Genomic DNA, 22,079 nt, shown 5'->3' on the forward strand with positions numbered 1-22,079 from the left:
CACAGCGGACGACGCCATGGGATGACCGCTGGATCAGGTGCAGATCACTTGGTCGCCGCGTCCCAATGCTCCTGAATCTTACCGTTCTGGATGCGGAACATATCGAACCAAGTGGTCGTGTAGGTCTTGCTCGCATCCTTGGGATCGGGCAGCGTGCGCACCGACACCAGGGTCACGTGGTCGCCTTCGGCCAGAATCGCCACCAGCGGCAATTGCACCCGTGGCTGGATCGGCTGCGGCTTCACGAAAGACGTCAGGAACGCCAGGAACGCATCGCGCCCATTGGCCACGTTCGGATTGTGCTGGATGTAATCCTTCGCCATGTACTGCGGAGCGTACTCGGTATGTCCCGCCTCGAACACGATCCTCCAAAAATCGTAGACCAGACGCTTGTTGGCGGTAGTGCACCAATCCTGACCCTGCAGCAGTTGTGCGTGATTGGGGTTGGCGGTGACGGCCGTCTGCGCGAACGCGGACACGGCGGGAAGCGCAAGCAGCAAAGCCAGCAGATACATCTGAACGCGAATCTTCACGATTAACTCTCCGGAGAAAATAGGCAATGGTGCGCGGGCCGTGCGATCGCTGCGATGTGCGCGGACGACCAATGGCTATGGCGCGGTCGCAGCGTAGCAATGTTCGCCAGCAGAAAAGAGCCGGATACCGGATGAATTGGGGAAATTTCTCAGGTTTTTTGCTGCGATGGGAGAGACGCCACAATTACCAAAACATCAGAAATGGTCATCGCATTTACGCAATTTTCTGCACCGCACACATCTGCGGCCACGCGAGAAAACCGCCCTTCTGCAATGACAATTTTCACGATCTATCGCAGCCACCCAGCATGACGATCATGAACGTATGCGAGGTACACGCGCATCGCATCGTGTCATCCCGCAGCGCATGGGCAACACGATGTAAGCACGGTGCGTGGGCTACGCAGGTACGGCCAGCGGCAAGCCAGCGTAGTTTTCGGCAATGGTGGCACGGCCTGCGGCGCTGCCGAGCAGATAGTCCAGTTCGGCATCGTGCAGGTGTCGGCTGAAGGCATCCTCGTCGGGAAATTGGTGCAGCATCGTGGTCATCCACCAGGAAAAGCGCTCGGCTTTCCAGATCCGCTGCAAGGCCAATTCGGAATAGCGTTGCAATGGGGCCGGGCTGTTTTCCTGCTGCGCTTGCACGAACAGATGCGCAAGCAAGCCCACATCGCCGGCGGCCAGATTCAGGCCCTTGGCGCCGGTCGGCGGCACGATATGCGCCGCATCGCCGGCTAGAAACAGACGCCCATATTGCAGCGGTTCGGCGACGAAACTTCGCAACGGTGCGATGCTCTTCTCCAAGGATGGCCCGATGACGATGGCCTGGGCGACATCATCGGGCAAGCGTCGCCGCAATTCGTCCCAGAAACGTTGATCCGACCAATTCTCCACGCGCTCCTCCGACGGGACTTGCACGTAATAGCGCGAGCGCGTGTGCGAACGCATGCTGCACAGCGCGAAGCCTCTGGTATGGCGCGCATAAATCAATTCCTCGCAGGCTGGCGGCGTGTCCGCCAACACCCCGAGCCAACCGAATGGATACACCCGTTCGTAGACCCGCAGCACCTCGTCGGGGATCGCCTGACGACTGACACCATGGAAACCGTCGCAGCCAACCACGTATTCGCAATCCAGCCGCTGCGCGGCGCCATGCTGGACGAAACTCAGCCATGGCCGTGGCCCGGCGATGTCGTGCAGTTGCACGTCCTGCGCCTCGTAGACGCTGATCGCGCCGACGGCCTGCCGCGCCTCCATCAGGTCGCGGGTGACTTCGGTCTGACCATAGATGGTCACCGCGCGGCCACCGGTGGCCGCACTCAGCTCGATGCGTTCGCGGCGCTGCTCCAGCGCCAGCTCGAAACCATGATGGATGATGCCTTCGCGCTGCATGCGCGCGCCGGCGCCTGCGGCGCACAGCAAGTCGGCGGTTCCCTGCTCCAGCACACCGGCGCGGATCCTCGACAGCACATGTTCCTCGGTATGACGTTCGAGGATGACGTTGTCGATGCCATGGCTGTGCAACAACTGGCCGAGCAACAAGCCAGCAGGACCGGCGCCGACGATCGCGACCTGGGTACGCATAGGACCTCCGCAGCGTTTGTGCCTGTCTCCCAGTGTTTCCGTTTCGACGCCACAAGAACATGGATCATCGCGACCAATTCCTGTACTTTCCGACGATGCCTCGCACCACCACCTCGCCAGCGCCCGCTGTGCCCGCGTTTCGCCTGTATGGGGAAACCGACGACCGCGAAACTCCCGACCTGTTGCACTGGGAATCCATCGCCGCGCGCAGCCATCTGCACGATTGGCATATCCGTCCGCACCGCCACGACGACCTGTTGCAATTGCTTTATCTGCAGCGCGGCAGCGCCAAGGTGCATCTGGACGGCACTCCGCAACGCCTGTGCGGCCCCTGTCTGCTACTGTTGCCGCCGCTGTGCGTGCATGGCTTCCGCTTCCAGCGCAACGTGCGCGGTCATATCGTGACGTTGTCTGCGCCACTGTGGCAGCACCTGGCGGCACAATGGCCCAGCTTGGACGAAACGCTGGCACAACCGTTGTGCCTTGTCGCCGGCGAGCAGCACGCGATGCTGGATGCGTGCTTCGCTGCAATCGCAACCGAGTACCCGCAACATCGCCCCGGACGCGAGCCGATGCTACAGGCGCTGGCGACGCAAGCGCTACTGTGGGCCGCGCGCGGTGCGCTGACACACAAGCACACGGACGCACACGACGCCGATCGCGGCGCACGCCACGTGCGTGCATACGCCGCACTGATCGACGCGCATTACCGCGAACATTGGCCGCTATCCCGCTACGCCGACCGATTGGGGTTGAGCAGCAGTCATCTCAATGCACTGTGCAGACGCCTGGCAGGCGCCTCGGCGCTGCAGTTGTTGCAGCGACGCATCATACTGGAAGCGCGGCGCAGCCTGGTGTACACGACCATGACCGTGCAACAAATCGCCGCCATGCTCGGTTATGCCGACGCCGCCTATTTCAGCCGCTGTTTCAGCCGCCACGCCGGCTGCTCGCCAGTTCAATTCCGCCAGCGCACACAACAAAAGCAGGGCATGTAAGAAACCGCTGATGGATTCTGAGGATCCGTGTTCGGACTCGGGGCGATAGCAGTCGTCCCGCCCATGACGCGGCTTTCCCAATGCGATGCGAGCGCTCGCCGCACCGTGTTGCACAAGCGCATCCACACACCATCGCATGACTGCGCTGCCGAGGCAGGCACCGGCAGCGCAGGATGCCGGATCAGAATGGATACGGTGGCGTGCTGTCGCGGATCGTCACCCACTGCCAGTGCGTGTATTGGCTCCAGTCGGCCGGACCGCCCATGCTGGTGCCGTTGCCGGAAGCGCCGGTGCCACCAAACGGATTGATGACCTCGTCGGCCACAGTCTGGTCGTTGATGTGCAAAATGCCGGTGTTCAAGCGCTCACCCAGCGCCATCGCCCGGCCGACAGAAGCGGAGAGGATGCCAGCCGACAGGCCGTAGTCGGTCTGGTTGGCCAGCGCGACCGCTTCGTCGTCGGTGTCGAAGGCGATCACATTGGCGACGGGGCCGAATACCTCTTCCTCGAACGCACGCATACCAGGCCGCACATTCGACAACACGGTTGGCGCATAGAACAACCCGTCGTGCGTTCCACCCGCCTCAAGCACGGCGCCAGCGGCGACCGACGCATCGACCACGTCCTTGACGTGCTGCAACTGGCGCGCATCGATGAGCGGCCCGAGCGCGACATGCGCGGTCGCCGGATCGCCCACCGGCAGATGCCGCGCTTTTTCGGCCAGGCGCCGGGTCAGTTCGGCGGCGATGCTGCGCTGGACCAGCACACGGCTGGTCGCCATGCAAATCTGGCCCTGATGGAAGTAGGCACCGAACGCAATCGCCGAGACAGCTTTGTCGAGCTCGGCATCTTCCAACACGATCAGCGAATTCTTACCGCCCAGTTCCAGTGCGACCTTCTTCAAATGCTTGCCCGCCAACTCGCCGATGCGGCGGCCGGTGGCGGTGGAGCCGGTGAAGGCAATCATCGGCACGCCCGGCGCCTCGATCAATGCCTGACCCACCTCGGCGCCACCCGGCAACACGTGCAGCAGGCCCTTCGGCAAACCCGCCAACTGCAACACCTCGGCGATGAGGAAGCCGCCGGTATACGGTGTGCGCGAATCGGGCTTGAGGATCACCGCGTTGCCGACAGCCAAGGCCGGCGCAACCGAGCGCAGCGACAGAATCAATGGGAAATTGAACGGGGAAATCACGCCGACCACGCCCAACGGCAGACGCCGGGCAAGGCTTACCCGCCCCGGTGCGCTCGGCAGCAACTGGCCTTGCGCCTGTAGCGGCATCGCCGCTGCCTGCTGAAAGAGCAGGATCGCTTCGCGCACTTCGTGTTCGCCCTTGGGCAAAATGCCACCGGTCTCGCGCGCGACTAGCTTCGCCGCGACCTCTGCCTGCTGCTGCAACAAGTGCGCGGCGCGGTGGAAGACTGCCGCGCGCTCGCGCGGTGCGAGAGCGGCCCATTGACGTTGCGCGACGCGCGCCTGCGCCACCGCCGCCGCCACATCCGCGACATTCGCGTGGCCAGCGTGGTGCAGCGGCTTGCCGCTGCCTGGTTCGATCACTTCGAGCGTGCCGCCCTGGGCGGCGATCCACTCGCCATTGAAGATACGTCCACTCCAGCGAGTGGACGATGCCAGCGCATCGCTATGGGTACTGTTCATCGAATATGCTCTCATCGAATGGAAGAAACACTTGGCTCAGATCGCTGTGACCACCAAACCGTCACTCAGACCCACGCCTTCGATACCGATGCCCGAGACGACAGCAGTGGCGAACCGGGTCTTGTCGCGCCACTGCATGGCAACGCGGTTTGCTTACGCGGCGTGGCATCAAAACACATGTACGTACTGAAAATTGACGTTATCGCCGGAGGGTGCATTCTTCACCTCCACCGGCATGTAGAAATTGGCATTGAAAATGTTGTGGTGGTCGATCCTCCACGATAATCCGGGCCCGAGGTAGAACTGCGTCTGCTTGCTATCGGCCACACGCAGGTCGTTGGTCCGGTTGTCGCGCAGTTGCTTCAAGTAATAGCCATTGATACCGATGTGCAGATCCTTCACCAATTCCAGCGAGCTGGCGAAGTTGAGCCACACCGCATCGCCCGCCTGGCCGTTGTGGAAGACGAAACCACCGAACTGCGGCACGTTCGACGCCTTGTCCGCACGGAAGTTGTAGATGTAATTCAGACGCCCGCTGATTTCCCAGCGCGGCGTCGGCAGGATGCTGAAAGCCCAATTCGGCAACACCGACCAGTAACCCGATCCCTGGTTGATGTCGCGATGCTGGTCGAATGTGCCGATCGGCACCAATGCATCCAGCTCGAAACGTTGCGAAAACACCGGGCGGCCATCGCGGATCACCGGATCCATCTGCAAATACGGGCCGATCGTGAGGTCGCCGAGACCGACCCCATTGGCGCGCAGTGCCATCGGACTGTTGCGCGCGAAAGACGCATCCAAATCGACCAGCGCCGCCAACGCGTTGAAACCCAACGCACCACCGAACATCTTGTAGCCACTGACGTAAACCACCTGAGTAATCCAGACCGATGAGCCGATGTGTGGATCGCGGAACACCGACACGTCATCGCCGTGCGCGTCCTTGATTGCATCGAAGTCGTAGCGTCGCAGGTATTGAATCGCCGCCCAGCCCGGTTTGGTGCTGGTGAAGCCATCGAAGAAGCTGGTGCCGCCGGTGTCCAGGCCGGTCGGCAGGGTGGCGCTCTGCGGCACGGATTGCGCCGCCGCTGGCGCCGCATGGACGATGGACAGCAGAGCCAGCACCGACAGCCGCTGGCGAATGCGCGAAGGCAACGGGAAACGCGTGCGGGAACGATTCATGGACATGCACTCCAGGCAAAGTGGATACGGCATGGGGCGGGGGGAATGGTGAAGCGGGCCAACGTTGACGTCAGCGCGGCACGGTGATCGCACGGCGGCGCACGCCACGATCACGCTGAATACAACACGGAAATCGAGAAAGCAGCGGCGCGGCCGCAAGCTGGCACCGGCCACGCATATAGCGGCTAGAGCGCCTCCAGCCGGTCGAGTGCCCGCAACAATGCACGCGCCTGATTCATGCCAAGCGCACTGACGAGTTGCTGCTCCATGCGTACCACTTCGACCTCGGCCTGCGCCAGCAGCGCGCTGCCGGACGCGGTCAGGTGCAGATGCTGCATGCGCCGATCCTGACGTCCACGCACCTGACGCAGCAAACGCCGCTTGACCAGACGCGCGACCACGATGGCCAGGTTCGGCGGCGAGACGTTCAGCACCTCGCCCAGTTGCCGTTGGTGAATGGCGGGATTGGCATCCACCAACACCAGCAGCGAATAATCCACCGGCTTCAGATCGAAGCCACGCACGCACTCTTGAAACAGACGCCGCACCTGCAACTCGCTGCGGGTGATGCGGTAGCCGAGTAGGCTGGTCAGACGGCGCTGATCCACACTGTCCACCGTGTTCGCGTCGGCGGACAGCGTGCTGTTGGATATCTCGGGAATCGGTTTCGAGCGCACGGCGCTTCCTGCAAAGGGTATCTTGCGACAACGCCACGGCGCATGCGCACGCAGCTTCCACTGGCACTGGCCGACAACGCCATCGCCGCTGCATTGTAAGGACACCGCCGCGTATCTTCATAACGCCGGATCCACACGCCGTAGCAACGCCCGGTAAGGCGCAGCCGCGTACCACAGGCACAGCGCGCCAAGCAGCGCCGCCCCCATGCACACCACGCCCAGCGACAAGCCGACCTGACGCTCGTCGACGAGCACGTAGTCGGTGCCTAACGCCACCACATAAGGGCCCAATCCCAATCCGATCAAATTGACCAACAGCAGATAGATCGAGGTGACCTGGCCACGCAAACGGTTCGGCGTGACCGCCTGCAGGATCGCCGGGGCTAACGCCACCGGCATGCCCAGCAAGAATGTGGTCAGCGCGATCGCCGCCAGCGCCATCCACGGCCCTGACGCGAACGCGAACAGCCCGCTGCTGACACTCAGCAACAGCGCGCCGATCAGCGAAATCCGCAGCACCACATCGCGGTGTCCACGCACCATTAGACGATCGCCGAGGAAGCCGCTGAACAGCATGCCGGCGATGCCGAAGGTCAGGATGATGAGCCCATACGCCGGACCGATTTCACCGGGCGTCCATCCCCACCGACGGATGAAGGTCGCCGGTAGCCAGGCGGTGATGCCGAAGGTCACCATCGCGATCACGCCGTTAGCCAAGAACAACGCGATGTAGATCCGCGCGTTGTCGCGCAGATGCGCCAGGTCCGGACGCGCACTTGGCGTCGCCATGGCTTGCTCGCGTCGCAGTGGCTCGCGCACCGTGGCCATCAAGGCGATCGCCGCCAAGCCCGGCAGCGCCACCAGGAGGAACGCCGCCTGCCACGGCCGGAAGCTGCCCAGTAACGGGAAGACGACCAGGCTCTGCTTGCTGGTCGCCGCGATCACCAGGCCACCGACGATGAACGCTGTCGCCGAGCCGATGTACACGCCGGAGGTGTATACGCTCATCGCCCTGGCCCGCCGCTGCGGCGGGAAGTAATCGGCCAGCATCGAATACGCCGCTGGCGATAGTGCCGCCTCGCCGACACCGACGAACACCCGCGCCATGAACAGGGTGAAAAAGCTGGTGACGTAGGCGCCAGCCGCCGTCGCCACGATCCACACCACGATGCCCAGCACGATCAGGTTGCGCCGGTTGTGGCGGTCGGCGACGCGCCCCAGGGACACCCCGATCAAGGTATAGAACACCGCGAAAGCAAGGCCGTGGACCAGACTGAATTGCGCGTCCGACAGCAGCAAATCGCGTTTGATCGGTTGTACCAAGAGCCCCAGGATCTGCCGATCGACGAAGGACAGGGTGTAGGCCAGCAACAACACCACGGTCACGTACCAGGCGTACAGCGGACGGTACGGCGTCGGCGATGGCAATGAATCGTGCATGGGACTGCTCCGTGGCGGCTCAGAAGCGCAAGGTCAGGACGAGCGTGGGCAGACGTCGTCGCGGACATAACGACATGCATCGCGCAGGAATGCACCGGCCTGGCTGGAATGCAGGTCCATATACAGGCTGGCGTCAGCGCCATCTTCATGGCCGGCCAACCGCTGCCTTTGCACAGCCCTGGATTGGACATCGGCCTGGCCGGAACCGACGCTCCTCGGCACGGCCAAACCGCGTCTGCCTGGCGTAGGGTGAACGCGCGGATGAAATACAGTCATCGATCCCCTCCCAAGTCTCGAAGCCAGTGGAGCAGTACGGTCGCAGCGCTGACGGCAATTTCGCACCGTCGGCACACAGGCCAACGCGTTATCGCATCACGTCGGCGCCTCGACCGCGCCTGGTGCAGCACCGGTGTACAACTGGTCCACCAACACGGCGCGGGTGCGCAATACGTTGCGCTGGTTGATCGAGCCCTTGTCGGTGATCTCGCCGGCTTCCAGGTTCGGCGGCTGTTCCAGCCACGCCGCGCGGGCGATGCGGCTGGCGTTACCGGTGGCGCTGCGGTTGAGCACCGCGAGTAGATTTTGCAGCCAGGCACGCACCGGCGCAGCTTGCAAAAGCTGCGCCGCCTCCGCCGCTGATGGCAACCCGGCCAGAGCCTGCAACGCGTCCAGGCGCGGGAACAGCAACAGGCCGATGTCGCCGCGGTCGGCCCCAGTCACCACCACATCCTGCACGTATGCGGCGCCTTCCATCAGCACGCGCGTGCGCAACGGACCGACGCTGACAAATACGCCAGAGGATAGCTTGAAGTCCTCTGCCAGACGCCCGTCGAACAATAAGCCGCGTTCGGGATACTGCGGATCGATCAGCTTGAGTGCATCGCCGGAACAGTAGAAGCCTTCCTCGTCGAACGCCTCGGCCGTCTGCTGCGGTGCGTTCCAATAGCCGGGCATCACGTGCGGGCCACGGAAGCGCGCTTCCAGCTTGTCGCCCACCGGGACCAACTTGACCTCGCAGCCCGGTGCCGGCACGCCGACCTCGCCGGGTGTGTTACTGGTGCCGTGGGTGAAGGTGCACGACGGCGCGCATTCGGTCATGCCCAGACCGGCAAGCATGCGGATGCGTTCGCCGCAATGCGCCTCGGCAATACGCTCCAGACGGTCCCAGATGTCTTGCGACAAGGCGGCGGCGGCAAAGAAGAACATACGCATGCGCGACAGGAACGTCTCGCGCAGTGCCGGATCCTGTTCCAGCGCCTGCGCCAATTGTTCCCAGCCGCGCGGCACGCTCAGATACACCGTGGGCGCGATCTCGCGCAGGTTGCGCAGGGTCTGCGCGAACAATGCCGGGGTCGGCTTGCCATCGTCGATATAGAAGCTGCCACCGTTGTATAACGCGATGCCGATATTGTGGCTGCCGCCGAACGTATGGTTCCACGGCAACCAATCGACCAACACCGGTGTTTCGCCTAGCACCGGGAACGTCTGCAGCAACATCTGCTGATTCGCGCACAGCATGCGTTGCGTGGTGATCACCGCTTTCGGCAACAACGTGGAGCCGGACGTGAACAAAAATTTGGCGATGCTCTCTGGGCCGGTGGCGGCAAATGCGGCATCGGCCGCGACCAGGGGGCGTGGCGCCAGCATCTCTTCGAAGCGCACGCACGCACGGTCGCTCACCATGCCACGCACGCACACCACAGGCACATCCGTGGGGAACACGGCCGCGATGGCGGTCGCGAATGCCGCACCGTCGCTGGCGAACAGCAGCCCCGGCCGCAGCACCTGCGCGACGTGCCGCAGTTTGGCGAAATCGCGCGAAAGCAACGCGTAACCGGGAGACACCGGACAATACGGAATGCCGGCATACATCGCCGCGAACGCCAGTTGCAGATGTTCCAGATCGTTGCCGGACAGGATCGCCAACGGACGCTGCGCCGACAGCCCCATGTCCAGCAGATGCGCCGCGATACAGCGGGTGCGCTCGAGCATCTGCGCATAGCTCAGGCCCCGCCAATGTCCATCTTCGCCACGCTGGGCCACGAAGGTCGTTTCGGGCGTGTGTTGCGCCCAGTGCTGCAAGCGCAGCAGCAGATGCCGCGGCAGCGGCGCCAGCGGCTCGCGGGCACGCATGCGCAACACGCCATTGGCATCGCGATAAACTTCGGTATCGGCATGGCTGAGCCCGACCGGACGATAGCGGGCGACAGGTGCATCGTGCTGTGCAGAGATCATCGAAACCATCCGGAACAGGGAAACGGCATGGTGACGGGCATCGCGGCGACGGCACGTCACCGCGCTGCGGCCAGGGTCAGCGCTTGTAAGTCTGCAACCCGGGCTTGATGGTTTTATCGTCGAGGAATTGCTTCAGCCCTTGCTGACGACCCTTCTCCGGATCGCGGTGGTTGGACTGGTCGACCTTGGCGTAGAGGTAATCCTCGTTCTGCTCCCAGGTCAGCTCGCGGCAACGCTTGAAACCGTGCTTGGCGAAACGCAGCACTACCGGATTTTTCTGCTGTAGTTCCTGTGCCAGCTTGGTCACCTCCGCACGCAGTTGCGCACGCGGCACGCTGGCGTTGACCAGCCCCATCTGCGCGGCCTCGGTCCCGGTAAAGGTGCGGCCGGTCATGATGTACAGCATCGCGTTGCGGTGTCCCATGGTATCGGCGACGGCCTTGCTCACCAGGTTGCCCGGCGGGATGCCCCAGTTGATTTCCGATAATCCGAACACCGCTTCGTCCGCCGCGATGGCCAGATCGCAGGCCACCAGCGGCGAGAACGCGCCACCGAAGCACCATCCGTTGACCGCCGCGATGGTCGGCTTGCTGTAGAAACGCAGCAAGCGCCACTGCCACTGCGAGCAGTCGCGACGCATGCGCTCCTGCACAATCTCTTCCTTGCCGTCGGTCTCGCGGAAGTATTCCTTCAGGTCCATGCCGGCCGACCACGACTCGCCGGCACCGGTCAACACCAGGACTTCCGCGGCGCTGTCCAGTTCCAGCGTCTCCAGCACGTCGATCATCTCGCGATTGAGCGTCGGACTCATCGCGTTGCGCTTTTCGGGACGATTCAACGTGACCCAGGCGACACCTGCGTCGATCTGGACCTGGACGGTCTGCCAGCGGTCTTGGTAGTTGCTCATGGACATGCCTGCGGGGGAGGTGACGNGTTTCAATAATAGTTATAGATCATCATTATTTTGGCGCAAGCTGCACCGCAGCATGGAATGGCAGCATGCCCGGCTAGCAGACGCGCTGTTCGTACCGATCATGCCGCGCGTTCATCGTGAACGGGGATGATCGCGCGCGCCGCGCAAGTCGCCACCACACCCGCGCAACACTCCCGGCGTGTGTGTTTTATACTGCTCCCCCGCGCATCTTCCCTGCGCATGTTCGGTTCTTTGCGCCCCACCATGACGCCACCCTGACCCTCGCACTCCACACCGGCTTGCCCCTTGCGGCAGGCCTCGGGTTGCTGGCTTTCCTTCGTGAATCGCGTCGTCCCGCCGCAGGGGCGGCGGCAGGAGTGTGTATCGTGAAACTGTATCCTTCGCTACGCCAGCAATGGTGCGGCAATCTCCGTGGCGACGTGCTCGCCGGTTTGGTCGTGGCCTTGGCGCTGATTCCGGAGGCGATCGCGTTCTCGATCATCGCCGGGGTGGACCCCAAGGTCGGGCTGTATGCCGCGTTCTGCATCTGCGTGACCATCGCCTTCGCCGGCGGGCGCCCGGGCATGATTTCCGCCGCCACCGGCGCGATGGCGTTGTTGATGGTCGGCCTGGTCAAGCAGCATGGCCTGCCTTATCTACTGGCCGCGACGCTATTGACCGGCGTACTGCAGATCCTGGCCGGGTTGCTCAAGCTCGGCGCATTGATGCGCTTTGTCTCGCGCTCGGTGATCACCGGCTTCGTCAATGCGCTGGCGATCCTGATCTTCATGGCACAGCTGCCCGAATTGATCGGCGTGCCGGTGCCGGTCTATCCGCTGGTCGCACTGGGATTGCTGTTGATCTACGGCCTGCCGTGGCTGTCGCAGCGCAGCTTCCCCGGTATCGGCTTGTGGCTGCTGGTGTTGGGCGCTGCGCTCACCGCGGGCAGTCTCGCTGCCAGGACCCTGCTGCCGGTGGCGGGAATCGGGACGGCGGTGCTGCTGCTAGGCCACCGCTGGACACGCACCCTGGCGTTACCGCCCCCGCTGGTCGCCATCGTGCTGTTGACCGGGCTTTCATTGTATTTCGGCATCCATGTCCCCACCGTCGGCGACAAGGGCCAATTGCCCGACAGCCTGCCGACCTTTCTGCTGCCGGCCGTGCCGTGGACGCTGGAGACACTGAAGATCGTGTTCCCAGTGTCGGCAACGATGGCGGTGGTCGGCCTGCTCGAATCGATGATGACCGCGCAGATCGTCGACGACATGACCGACACCCCCAGCGACAAGAACCGCGAGTGCATCGGCCAGGGCACGGCCAACCTCATGAGCGGGCTGATCGGCGGCATGGCCGGCTGCGCGATGATCGGGCAATCGGTGATCAACGTGAAATCCGGCGGGCGCGGGCGCCTGTCCGCATTGGTTGCCGGCAGCGTGTTGTTGCTGTTGGTGGTATTCGCTGGCGCGTGGGTGCGGCGGATTCCGATGGCCGCCCTGGTGGCGGTGATGATCATGGTCTCGATCGGCACCTTCAGCTGGCGCTCGCTGGCGCAACTGCGCACGCACCCGACCAGTTCCAGCGTGGTGATGCTGGGCACCGTCGCGGTGACCGTGGCCACCCACGACCTGGCGCGTGGCGTCCTCACCGGCGTCTTGCTATCTGCACTGTTCTTCGCGCGCAAGGTCGAGCGGATGCTCGACATCGAGAGAACCGAAGACGCCGATGGCAGCCACACCTACCGCATCCGCGGCCAGCTGTTCTTCGCATCCGCCGCCGGCTTCGCCAATGCGTTCGATTTCGCCCATGCGCCGGCGCAGGTCACCCTGGACCTGTCGCACGCGCATATATGGGACATCAGTGCGATCGGCGCACTGGACAAGGTGGTGCTGAAGTTCCGCCGCCACGGTGCGCAGGTGCAGGTGGTGGGACTGAATCCGGCCAGCGCGACGATGGTCGGACGGCTGGGCATCCACCACCGCGATGACGCACAGACCGTCCCGCTCCACTGAAGCGGGGTCCGAACGCGTCTGCGCCCCGGCCCGGCGCAGACGGCTCGCGGCACTGCGCTGTCACCTCAGTGCGCGGTCATGCCGGCAGTTCAGGCAGCCGAGACCAACGCGTGCCAGTACAGACTGTTACCGCCCTGGCGCTTGGCTTCGTAAAGCGCCGCATCGGCGTTGGCATACCAATCGTTCCAGTCCGAATGCGGATCCACCTGACTGATGCCGATGCTGACCGGACAAATATGCGGCACCTTCTGCGGCACACCGAGCAGATTCTGCACGGTGGCGATCACGAATTCGCCGATGCGGCGCAGATCCTCGACGGTACCGTTGGCCACCAGCAGGCAGAACTCGTCGTCGTCGAGACGGCAAGCGATGTCGTCCTGCCCGGTCACCGAACGCAGGATGTTGGCGACGTTCTGCAATACGCGGTCGCCGACCCGATGGCCGTGGACGGCGTTGATTTCCTTGAAGCCATCGCAGTCGATCAGCAACAGGCCCGGGCCGGGCGATTGGCTGTCGCGGCGGCATTCCTGCATGCGTAGAATCAGCCCACGACGATTGTGCAGCCCCGTCAGTTCGTCGGTACGTACCAGCTCTTCGGCCTGATGGAGTTGATACGTGGTGGTGCACACGTTATCCAGCGCCGCTTCCAATTCATCGTTGCGGCGGCGCAACTGGCGGATCAACGTTTGCTCGTTCGTCACCACGTCCATGATGGTGCGGCGGAGAAAATAGGCGACGATGACCGGGTCGCGCTCCACCAGAAGCTGGAAGTCCTCGTGATCCAACTCCACCAGAACGCCATCGCTGACGGCAATGGCATCGGCGCTGCGCATATGACTGCCGATCAGCATGCCTAGTTCGCCGAAGAACTCGCCATGCCCCAGGTGCTTGACCAGCAGATCTTCACCGAAATCCAGGTCGATCACCCCACTGCTGATGACGAACATGTTCCGGCCGCCATCGCCGCGCCGGAACAACACCTCACCGGCGCGAACCGCGCGCGAGCGTCCGAACTCGGAAAACAAACGCAATTCGGCCGCCGTCAATATCGCCTGCCCGTTCGCCGTTGAAACGACCGCAGCTACCTTCGGCATCATGCTGCGTATGTTTGTTGCGGTGCTGGCGCAACTCATCCTGCCCACCTCATTTATGTGTCGCTGGCCTTATCTGGTCAGCATAGCATCCGCCTAAAGCGCTCAAAACGATGTCGCAGACGATCTCGCAGCGGAGAAAGAGCAGGAAAACACGCTAAAACTGCTTTTTTGCGCCCATCTCTCATGCCGTAGACAGATTTACATCAGCGCGGGAAAAGCCGTCGTGAACCCTGGCATGGCGATCTTCCTGCCTGAGGGACAGGGCGCCGCACACCATCGTGCAGTTTCGGCCTGCCCCTGTCGCCATGGGAAAATGCTTCCAAGAGTAACTAACAAAACTACGGGGTCGCCAGCGGACGCGCGCGGACAGTACTCGCCTCATGTACCGCCTTGTACACGGCTGTTTCTGCGCGCTGTCCGTGCCCACCCGACAGCAACCCGCAACGTTTTGTTAGCCACTCTAAGCCGCTGATCGGCCTGAGCGCATCGCCGCATGCCAAACAGAACGGTCGTGGTCGCATTTTGTCCACGGCCAACGACCGCGAGCGGGTCCGATCGCGGCTAATATTGCGGTGAACGGCTGCACATCGGATATATCGCAACCACCATCAGACCCGCAGGGGACGACATGGACGATCTATCGCCTTCGGATCTGAAAACGATCCTGCATTCCAAACGCGCCAACCTCTACTACCTGCAACACTGCCGGGTGCTGGTGAATGGCGGCAGGGTCGAGTATGTCACCGACGCAGGCAAGCGCTCGCTGTACTGGAACATCCCGATCGCCAACACGACGACGCTGTTGCTCGGCACCGGCACATCGATCACCCAAGCGGCCATGCGCGAACTCGCCAAGGCCGGGGTGCTGGTGGGCTTTTGCGGCGGTGGCGGCACCCCCTTGTTCTCCGCCAACGAGATGGATGTCGAGATCGCCTGGTTCTCGCCGCAAAGCGAGTACCGTCCCACCGAGTACCTGCAGGCATGGGTCGGATTCTGGTTCGATGACGCGCTTCGCCTGAGCGCCGCCAAAGCCTTCCAGCACGCACGTGCGCGCCGCATCGGCGCGCAATGGCAACAGCGAGCATTGCACGATGCCGGATTCGCGCCGGATCTGGCGCGCTTGCAGACACTGCTCGAACGAACGGCCAGCGCCATCGCACTGGCGCAGGACAACACCGCCCTGCTCACCGAGGAAGCACGGCTGACCAAGGCACTGTTCAAACTGGCGGTGGAGACCGTGGGTTACGGCGACTTCACCCGTGCCAAGCGCGGGACAGGCAGCGACGCGGCCAACCGCTTCCTCGATCACGGCAATTACCTCGCCTACGGGCTGGCGGCAAGCGCGACCTGGGTGCTGGGTCTGCCGCACGGTCTTGCTGTCCTGCACGGCAAGACCCGGCGCGGGGGGCTGGTGTTCGATGTCGCCGATCTGGTCAAGGATGCCAGCATCCTGCCGCAGGCGTTCCTATCGGCTATGCGCGGTGACGACGAGCAAACCTTCCGGCAGCACTGCATCGAAGCGCTCGCCCGCAGCGAGTCCTTGGATTTCATGATCGACACGCTCAAGGACGTGGCACTGACGACCCGGGCACAGCAACGCGAGCACACGCGATGAATATCTTGCTGGTTTCCCAATGCGACAAGCGTGCCCTGAAAGAAAGCCGCCGCATCCTGGACCAGTTCGCGGAGCGGCGCGGCGATCGCACCTGGCAAACGCCGATCACCCGCGCCGGCCTGGACACCTTGCGCAAACTGCTGCGCCGCACCGCACGCAAGAACACCGCGGTGGCCTGTCATTGGATTCGCGGCCTGGACCACAGCGAGTTGTTGTGGATCGTCGGCGACGCCAGTCGATTCAACGCACAGGGGGCCGTGCCCACCAACAGCACGGCGCGCGATGTTTTGCGCGGCGAAGACGAAAACGACTGGCACTGCGCCGAAGACATTCGCCTGCTGGCGCAACTGGCCGCGTTGCTGCACGACCTCGGCAAAGCCAGCCTGGCGTTCCAGGCACGCCTGCGCGGCGAATTGCAAGGACGCAACCTCTACCGCCACGAATGGGTGTCTTTGCGCCTGTTCCAGGCCTTCGTCGGCAAGGATGACGATGCCGGCTGGTTGCAACGGCTGGCCGATCCCGATCACGATCATACGCCGTGCTGGACCGCCGAAGGACGCTACCGCCGCGACGGCCTGGATGCCGAGCCCGGATACCCGTTCCGCACCCTGCCGCCCCTGGCCGCGGCCGTCGCCTGGTTGATCCTGACCCATCACCGCCTGCCGCTGGCGCCCTTCAAGACAGACGGTCGCCAGGACTGGCTGGGCCGACGCGTGCAGCACACCATCTCGACCTGGATGGAACTGCCGCTGTCTCTGGTCGAGCACGATTGGAACGAGATCCGCGTGCAAGCGGAACCTGCCAGGATCGCCACGTACTGGACGCTCGCCGGCCCATTGCCGGTCGCCACGCCAACATGGCGCGCACAGGCGGCGCGGTTGGCTAAACGCTTGGACGCACTGCGCGTGCGCAGACCCGAAGGCTGGCTCGACAATCCCTACGTCATGCATCTGGCGCGGCTCAGCCTGATGTTGGCTGACCACAGCTATTCGCGTCTGGTTATGGACCGCAACGAACAACAGGATCTGAAAAAAGACGCCACGCTTGCCGCCAACACCACCTTCAACCGTGCCGGCAAGCTCGTCCGCAATCAGTCACTGGACGAACATCTACTCGGCGTTGCGCATACCGCGGGATTGGTCGCATATGCGCTGCCCGGCTTCGAGCGGTCTCTGCCGCGACTGGCGCAACATCGCGGCCTGCGCAAACGCAGCGCCGACGCCCACTTCGCCTGGCAGAACAAGGCCGCCGACACGGCCACGGCGCTGCGCGAGTCCGCACGCGAGCACGGTGCCTTCATCGTCAACATGGCTTCCACCGGCTGCGGCAAGACCCTGGGCAACGCGCGCATCCTCTACGCACTGGCGGACCCGCAATTGGGCCTGCGTCTGACCTATGCGCTCGGCCTGCGCACCCTCACCCGACAAACCGGCGACAGCTATCGGCGCGATCTGCACCTCGACGACGACACGCTCGCCATGCTCGTCGGCGGTTCGTCCAGCCGTCCCCTGTTCGATCACCACGAACGCGAAGCCGACACACGCGGCTCGGCCTCGATACAAGCGCTGATCGAGGAAGACAGCCACGTCCTCTACGACGGTGCCGAAACCGAACATCCGTTGTTGTCGCGCGCACTGCACGACCCGCAGATGCGCAAACTGTTGTCGGCGCCGATGCTGGTCTGCACCGTCGACCACATGGTGCCGGCCACCGAATCGCTGCGTGCCGGCCGCCAGATCGCGCCGATGCTGCGGCTGATGAGCGCCGACCTGATCCTTGACGAACTGGACGACTACGACATCGACGACCTGCCCGCCCTGACGCGGCTGGTGTACTGGGCGGGCCTGCTCGGGACGCGTGTGCTGTTGTCCTCGGCAACGTTGGCACCGGCCTTGGTCGAAGGCATGTTCGCCGCCTATCGCGCCGGACGCGCCCACTATCGGCGCAATCGCGGTGTCGATGGCGGGCGCGCCGATGCACGCATCGAGGTGCCTTGTCTGTGGACCGACGAGTTCGATGCGCATACCGCGCATTGCGTCGATGCCGACACATTCACCGCCCAGCATGCGCAATTCGTGACAAAACGTGCGGCCAAATTGCGCACGACCGAGCCGCTGCGACGCGGCGAATTGGTTCAATTACAGATCCAGGCGCGGCAACCGGAGCAGATCCATGCCGAGTTCGCAACACATGTCCGCGACGCGATCCAGCGCCTGCACAGCGCACACGCGGAAACCGACCCGGTCAGCGGCAAGCACGTCAGCTTCGGTCTGGTGCGCATGGCCAATATCCGACCGCTGATCGAGGTGGCACAGGAACTGTACCGACTCGGCGCAGCACCCGGCATCCGCATCCACCTGTGCGTCTACCACGCGTGTTTTCCGCTGCTGGTGCGCTCAGCGACCGAACACCTGCTCGATGCAGCATTCGACCGCCGCCAAGCCGACGCGGTGTATCGCTTGCCCAGCGTCCGCGCCGCGCTCGATGCACATCCGGAACAGGCGCATGTATTCGTGGTCCTGGCCTCGCCAGTGTGCGAGGTCGGACGCGACTGGGATGCGGATTGGGCCATCGCCGAACCCTCTTCACTGCGCTCGCTCATCCAGTTGGGCGGTCGCGTGCAACGCCATCGGCGCACGCCTGGCACCACCGCGAACATCCTCATCTTCGACACCAACCTGCTGCATTTCCGCAACCTCGACCAAGACGCCCCGGCCTATGTGCGACCGGGATTCGAACAGAACGACGCCGACGGCACGCATGCTGGACGTTTCCGCCTACAGACCCATCGCCTCGGCAAACTCCTGCGCGAGGACGAGTACCGTGTGCTCACCGCGCTGCCCCGGATCCAAGCGCCGGAGCCCCCCTGGCATCCGCGAGAGCGCCTGTGCGATCTGGAACATGCACGGCTGAGCGAGGCCATGCTGCCCAAATCGCGCCAGGCCGCTCCGCCATCCCGGCGCAGCGCCCCGCGGTTCTCTTTGGATGCGGCATGCGCGTGGCAATACCCGCACGCCATGCTGACCGGCGTGCTGCCGCAACAACAGCCGTTCCGTCACGACACCAGGCCAACGGCCACTTTGGTGTTTCTACCCGATGAGCACGAGGAGCGCGTGGTGCTGCATCGCATCGAAGACGACGATGACCATCGCGGCGACAAAAAACTCTACCCGGTCGTGGAGCAGAGTGCGTGCGCGCCGCTGGCGCTCGAACCTGGTCCCGGCATCGCGCCCTGGGGTGAATACGACCTGATGACGCTGCTCACCGAGCAGGCCGAGCAGCTCGACCTGTCGTTGCAGGACTGTGCCAAGCGGCTGGCGACGGTGAACGTGCCGGAACGCAAGGACGGGAAGAAGTGGAGATATCACCCCCTACTGGGCTTCAAGTCGGGGGAATGAGAAGGGCTTCCGTGCCCATGTCTGCTTTTTCAGCAGTAGATTTTTCATCAGCAGATAAAGGGCGGCATTTTCTGAGCTGTCTACTCGACAGTATGATTATGGGCGGCATGGATTGACATGCGAACTTGATCGGTGCATTGTGCCCACCTGGGGCCGTAGGGCGGCCCCAGGTGGAACAGCCTGCCGGTAGGAACCCGGCCCCTATGCACGAGGTTGACGTGCGGAAGGAGTGATGCGGTGTGATTAGCAATCGCAGGATTGGCATATCAGGTTGAGGGCTTTTGCCCTCTTCTTTGCACCTCACGGTAGCGACAAGCTGCCGTGGGGATTCTACAGAAATGCTCATAGAAAGCGAACGAAAGGATTCCACATGACAGAAGACCCGCAACATCTCACCCGCTCCGAACGCTTCCGCTCGGCCATCGCCGCGTTCATCGACGCGCGGCGCGAGGCCAAGCTGAAGGGCAATGAGGGCGATAGCGACACAGACTCCAAGTACGACTACGCCACCTGGCTGTCGGACGCGGCCCGCCGGGTCGGCCAGATCCAGGCCGTGACCCATGTGCTCAAGGCCACCCACCCCGACGCGCGCGGCAGCAGCCTGCACGTCGCCCCCGCCCGCTTGAAGACGCACACGGAAGTCGGCACCCACATGCTCGGCACGGACTATGCCGAGGACGTGGTCGGCAACGCCGCGGCGCTGGACGTGTTCAAACTGCTCAAGCTTGAGGTCGACGGTCGGCGCCTGCTTGACTGGATGCAGGACGACGACGCGGATCTACGTGCGGCACTGCATGACAATGCCAAGGTCGCCTCGGACTGGATGGGAGCATTCTGCAATCTGGTCCGTCACGATGCCCAACCCAGTTCGCACCAGGCCGCCAAGCAAGTGTACTGGCTGGTCGGCGACGAGCCGAAAGACGATACCCACTACCACCTGTTGCAACCGCTGTTTTCCAGCAGCTTGGCCCACGCGGTGCATGCGGACATTCAGGACGCGCGTTTCGGGGAACGCAACAAACAAGCGCGCCAGGCTTACCGCGATAAAGATGCATTCGACGGCACCTACCGCGACTACCGCAATCTGGTCGCACGCAAACTGGGCGGCACCAAGCCGCAGAACATCAGCCAACTCAATAGCGAGCGTGGCGGCATCAACTACCTGCTGGCCTCGCTGCCACCGCGCTGGACGCAAGAAGAGCGTCCTCGCACGTTGCTCAAGCTGAACTCGGCGCTGGATCGCTTCTACCGGTTCGAAGGTGTGCGACACCTCCTCAAGACACTGAGCGATTTTCTGCTGAGCAATCCGCCGGATAACAAAGACACCCGAGAACGACGCGAAGCAATCGAGCAAGCACTTGGCCTACAACTGAGCTATTTCGCCAGCACCATCCACGCCAGCTTCGAGCCTGGCTGGACCCGCGATCCAGATTGCCAACTCCCCATGTGCGAACAATTGTGGCTGGACCCCGAGCGCACCGCCCTGGCCGACCGCGAAGACGCTGCACATCCCGAGTGGACGCAGCAGGATCGCGCCTTCAAAGCCGCCTACGATTTCGGCGACTGGCCTGACGAGGTCGCGGGATCCTTCGCCACCTGGGTCAACGACCAGTTGCGCAAGGCGGGGCTCACCGGCCTCGGTGACGACCAGTACCGTCATTGGGCCAAGCAAGCCATCATCGATGCCGCCTGGCCCGTGCCGATGCGCCGACGCGCACCGGCCGGAGGTGCGGCATGAGCAATTGCCCGCCCTTCGATCACTTGCTGGTGGTACCGCACCTGCGCGTGCAGAACGCCAATGCCGTTTCCAGCCCGCTCACCCACGGCTTCCCCTCGATCACCGCGTTCCTGGGCCTGATGTGGGCGCTGGAACGCAAGACCATCGAGGCCGGACTGGATCTGGCCTTCAACGCAGTGGGCGTGGTTTGCCACGACCATCAGGAACAGGTCACCGAAGGCGGCTTCGTCAAGAGCTTCCGCCTGACCCGCAATCCGGTGAACAAAGACGGTGCAACCGCGGCGATTGTCGAGGAAGGCCGCATCCACTTGGAACTGAGCCTGGTGTTCGCGGTGCACAGCATGCGCTGGCTGGGCGATCCGGCCACTCACGCCGCGGATCTGGCCGTGGTGACCGACCTACTGGCCGGCATGCGCGTCGCCGGCGGCAGCGTGTTGCCGCCGCCGCACCCCCAGCGTCCACGCTATCAAGCGCAGGTCATCGCCTGCACTGGCACGCCGTCCGACCAGCAGGCGTTGTTCCGCAAACTACGACTGCGGCTGTTGCCCGGCTTCGCCCTGGTGGCACGCGACGACCTGCTCGGCACGCGGCTGGCCGAACTGCAAGAACACACGCCCGAGGCCACCGGCCTGCACGCTTGGCTTTCGCTGTCGCGCATCAACTGGCGTCACGTGCCGGATGCAGCGGCTGGCAAAGGCGAGTGGCAACACGATCGCAGCGGCCGGGGCTGGATCGTGCCCATCCCGGTGGGCTACGGCGCACTCGGAGCCGTGCACAAGGCCGGCAGCGTGGCCAACGCACGCGATGCCAACACCCCGTTCCGCTTCGTCGAGAGCCTCTACTCGGTCGGCGAATGGATCAGCCCGCACCGCCTGCAAACGCCGCATCACCTGCTCTGGTACGCCGACAGCCAACCCGCTGCCGACCTGTACCGCTGCCGTAACGATTATCGCCCCGCCACCACCCACCACTTCGATTGACCACACGCACGACAAGGAATTCCATC

At 63.6% G+C, this 22,079-nt stretch carries 17 protein-coding genes and 1 other RNA gene; 8 read left to right on the top strand and 10 right to left on the bottom strand.

The features are described 5' to 3' along the window. Positions 1–44: 44 nt before the first annotated feature. From XalbCFBP2523_RS13890 to pobA, 3 genes are all read right to left on the bottom strand, one after another. Entirely contained in the window at positions 45–536 is a 492-nt protein-coding gene (locus tag XalbCFBP2523_RS13890; RefSeq protein WP_407071011.1) for a nuclear transport factor 2 family protein, read from the bottom strand. Between the two features lie 146 nt (positions 537–682). Then, the gene (locus tag XalbCFBP2523_RS16605) at positions 683–820 is read right to left on the bottom strand and encodes a hypothetical protein (protein ID WP_155393864.1); all 138 of its coding nucleotides are present in this window, start codon (positions 818–820) and stop codon (positions 683–685) included. Positions 821–932: 112 nt separating this feature from the next. Continuing rightward, positions 933–2,117 (bottom strand): 4-hydroxybenzoate 3-monooxygenase, encoded by a 1,185-nt coding sequence (pobA, locus tag XalbCFBP2523_RS13895; protein ID WP_045766471.1) that lies wholly within the window; start codon positions 2,115–2,117, stop codon positions 933–935. 95 nt (positions 2,118–2,212) lie between these two features. Here pobA and XalbCFBP2523_RS13900 point away from each other — a divergent pair, with 95 nt between their 5' ends. Then, the gene (locus tag XalbCFBP2523_RS13900; RefSeq protein ID WP_045766850.1) at positions 2,213–3,115 is read left to right on the top strand and encodes a helix-turn-helix domain-containing protein; all 903 of its coding nucleotides are present in this window, start codon (positions 2,213–2,215) and stop codon (positions 3,113–3,115) included. A gap of 181 nt (positions 3,116–3,296) precedes the next feature. On the opposite strand, the gene XalbCFBP2523_RS13905 is transcribed toward XalbCFBP2523_RS13900, so the two are convergent. The 6 genes from XalbCFBP2523_RS13905 to XalbCFBP2523_RS13930 all read right to left on the bottom strand — a co-directional run bounded on the left by XalbCFBP2523_RS13905 (position 3,297) and on the right by XalbCFBP2523_RS13930 (position 11,213). Next, positions 3,297–4,772, bottom strand: a complete 1,476-nt coding sequence (locus XalbCFBP2523_RS13905) for a benzaldehyde dehydrogenase (RefSeq protein WP_045766472.1) — start codon at positions 4,770–4,772, stop codon at positions 3,297–3,299. A gap of 168 nt (positions 4,773–4,940) precedes the next feature. Continuing rightward, the gene (locus XalbCFBP2523_RS13910; protein WP_052687966.1) at positions 4,941–5,954 is read right to left on the bottom strand and encodes a SphA family protein; all 1,014 of its coding nucleotides are present in this window, start codon (positions 5,952–5,954) and stop codon (positions 4,941–4,943) included. A 185-nt stretch (positions 5,955–6,139) separates the two neighbouring features. Then, entirely contained in the window at positions 6,140–6,607 is a 468-nt protein-coding gene (locus XalbCFBP2523_RS13915) for a MarR family winged helix-turn-helix transcriptional regulator (RefSeq protein ID WP_045766851.1), read from the bottom strand. A 141-nt stretch (positions 6,608–6,748) separates the two neighbouring features. Further along, a complete protein-coding gene (locus XalbCFBP2523_RS13920) occupies positions 6,749–8,071 on the bottom strand; it encodes a spinster family MFS transporter (RefSeq protein ID WP_012917513.1) in 1,323 nt (440 codons plus the stop codon). Positions 8,072–8,443: 372 nt separating this feature from the next. Continuing rightward, positions 8,444–10,306 (bottom strand): feruloyl-CoA synthase, encoded by a 1,863-nt coding sequence (locus tag XalbCFBP2523_RS13925; protein WP_045766852.1) that lies wholly within the window; start codon positions 10,304–10,306, stop codon positions 8,444–8,446. Between the two features lie 76 nt (positions 10,307–10,382). Continuing rightward, positions 10,383–11,213, bottom strand: a complete 831-nt coding sequence (locus tag XalbCFBP2523_RS13930) for a p-hydroxycinnamoyl CoA hydratase/lyase (RefSeq protein WP_045766474.1) — start codon at positions 11,211–11,213, stop codon at positions 10,383–10,385. 389 nt (positions 11,214–11,602) lie between these two features. On the opposite strand from XalbCFBP2523_RS13930, the gene XalbCFBP2523_RS13935 reads away from it, so the two are divergent. Beyond that, positions 11,603–13,228: a SulP family inorganic anion transporter gene (locus XalbCFBP2523_RS13935; protein WP_407071012.1), complete on the top strand. Its 1,626-nt coding sequence runs from the start codon at positions 11,603–11,605 to the stop codon at positions 13,226–13,228. Positions 13,229–13,317: 89 nt separating this feature from the next. On the opposite strand, the gene XalbCFBP2523_RS13940 is transcribed toward XalbCFBP2523_RS13935, so the two are convergent. Beyond that, positions 13,318–14,274, bottom strand: coding sequence for a GGDEF domain-containing protein (locus tag XalbCFBP2523_RS13940; protein WP_407071013.1), 957 nt, complete (start codon positions 14,272–14,274; stop codon positions 13,318–13,320). On the opposite strand from XalbCFBP2523_RS13940, the gene XalbCFBP2523_RS17450 reads away from it, so the two are divergent. From XalbCFBP2523_RS17450 to csy2, 6 genes are all read left to right on the top strand, one after another. Next, the gene (locus XalbCFBP2523_RS17450; protein WP_407071016.1) at positions 14,165–14,419 is read left to right on the top strand and encodes a hypothetical protein; all 255 of its coding nucleotides are present in this window, start codon (positions 14,165–14,167) and stop codon (positions 14,417–14,419) included. The genes XalbCFBP2523_RS13940 and XalbCFBP2523_RS17450 overlap by 110 nt on opposite strands. 283 nt (positions 14,420–14,702) lie before the next feature. Further along, a non-coding RNA gene (locus XalbCFBP2523_RS13945) (sX9 sRNA) lies at positions 14,703–14,779 on the top strand. Between the two features lie 171 nt (positions 14,780–14,950). Then, positions 14,951–15,937: a type I-F CRISPR-associated endonuclease Cas1f gene (gene cas1f, locus XalbCFBP2523_RS13950; protein WP_045766476.1), complete on the top strand. Its 987-nt coding sequence runs from the start codon at positions 14,951–14,953 to the stop codon at positions 15,935–15,937. Then, a complete protein-coding gene (gene cas3f, locus XalbCFBP2523_RS13955; RefSeq protein ID WP_045766477.1) occupies positions 15,934–19,335 on the top strand; it encodes a type I-F CRISPR-associated helicase Cas3f in 3,402 nt (1,133 codons plus the stop codon). Before cas1f ends, cas3f begins: the two co-directional genes overlap by 4 nt. Positions 19,336–19,705: 370 nt before the next feature. Continuing rightward, positions 19,706–21,073 carry a type I-F CRISPR-associated protein Csy1 gene (csy1, locus tag XalbCFBP2523_RS13960; protein WP_045766478.1) on the top strand — a complete coding sequence of 456 codons (1,368 nt, stop codon included), beginning with the start codon at positions 19,706–19,708 and terminating at the stop codon, positions 21,071–21,073. After that, positions 21,070–22,053, top strand: coding sequence for a type I-F CRISPR-associated protein Csy2 (gene csy2, locus XalbCFBP2523_RS13965; RefSeq protein ID WP_045766479.1), 984 nt, complete (start codon positions 21,070–21,072; stop codon positions 22,051–22,053). The genes csy1 and csy2 overlap by 4 nt, the downstream gene beginning before the upstream one ends. Positions 22,054–22,079: the final 26 nt, after the last annotated feature.

Source organism: Xanthomonas albilineans (assembly GCF_002939705.1).
Lineage (GTDB): Bacteria > Pseudomonadota > Gammaproteobacteria > Xanthomonadales > Xanthomonadaceae > Xanthomonas_A > Xanthomonas_A albilineans.

Bases quoted from the DNA above. Each gene is read 5' to 3' on its own strand.
- pobA (WP_045766471.1), bottom strand. From the start codon at position 2,117: ATGCGTACCCAGGTCGCGATCGTCGGCGCCGGTCCTGCTGGCTTGTTG.
- XalbCFBP2523_RS13900 (WP_045766850.1), top strand. From the start codon at position 2,213: ATGCCTCGCACCACCACCTCGCCAGCGCCCGCTGTGCCCGCGTTTCGC.
- XalbCFBP2523_RS13905 (WP_045766472.1), bottom strand. From the start codon at position 4,772: ATGAACAGTACCCATAGCGATGCGCTGGCATCGTCCACTCGCTGGAGT.
- XalbCFBP2523_RS13910 (WP_052687966.1), bottom strand. From the start codon at position 5,954: ATGAATCGTTCCCGCACGCGTTTCCCGTTGCCTTCGCGCATTCGCCAG.
- XalbCFBP2523_RS13920 (WP_012917513.1), bottom strand. From the start codon at position 8,071: ATGCACGATTCATTGCCATCGCCGACGCCGTACCGTCCGCTGTACGCC.
- XalbCFBP2523_RS13925 (WP_045766852.1), bottom strand. From the start codon at position 10,306: ATGATCTCTGCACAGCACGATGCACCTGTCGCCCGCTATCGTCCGGTC.
- XalbCFBP2523_RS13930 (WP_045766474.1), bottom strand. From the start codon at position 11,213: ATGAGCAACTACCAAGACCGCTGGCAGACCGTCCAGGTCCAGATCGAC.
- XalbCFBP2523_RS17450 (WP_407071016.1), top strand. From the start codon at position 14,165: ATGACGAACATGTTCCGGCCGCCATCGCCGCGCCGGAACAACACCTCA.
- cas1f (WP_045766476.1), top strand. From the start codon at position 14,951: ATGGACGATCTATCGCCTTCGGATCTGAAAACGATCCTGCATTCCAAA.
- cas3f (WP_045766477.1), top strand. From the start codon at position 15,934: ATGAATATCTTGCTGGTTTCCCAATGCGACAAGCGTGCCCTGAAAGAA.
- csy1 (WP_045766478.1), top strand. From the start codon at position 19,706: ATGACAGAAGACCCGCAACATCTCACCCGCTCCGAACGCTTCCGCTCG.
- csy2 (WP_045766479.1), top strand. From the start codon at position 21,070: ATGAGCAATTGCCCGCCCTTCGATCACTTGCTGGTGGTACCGCACCTG.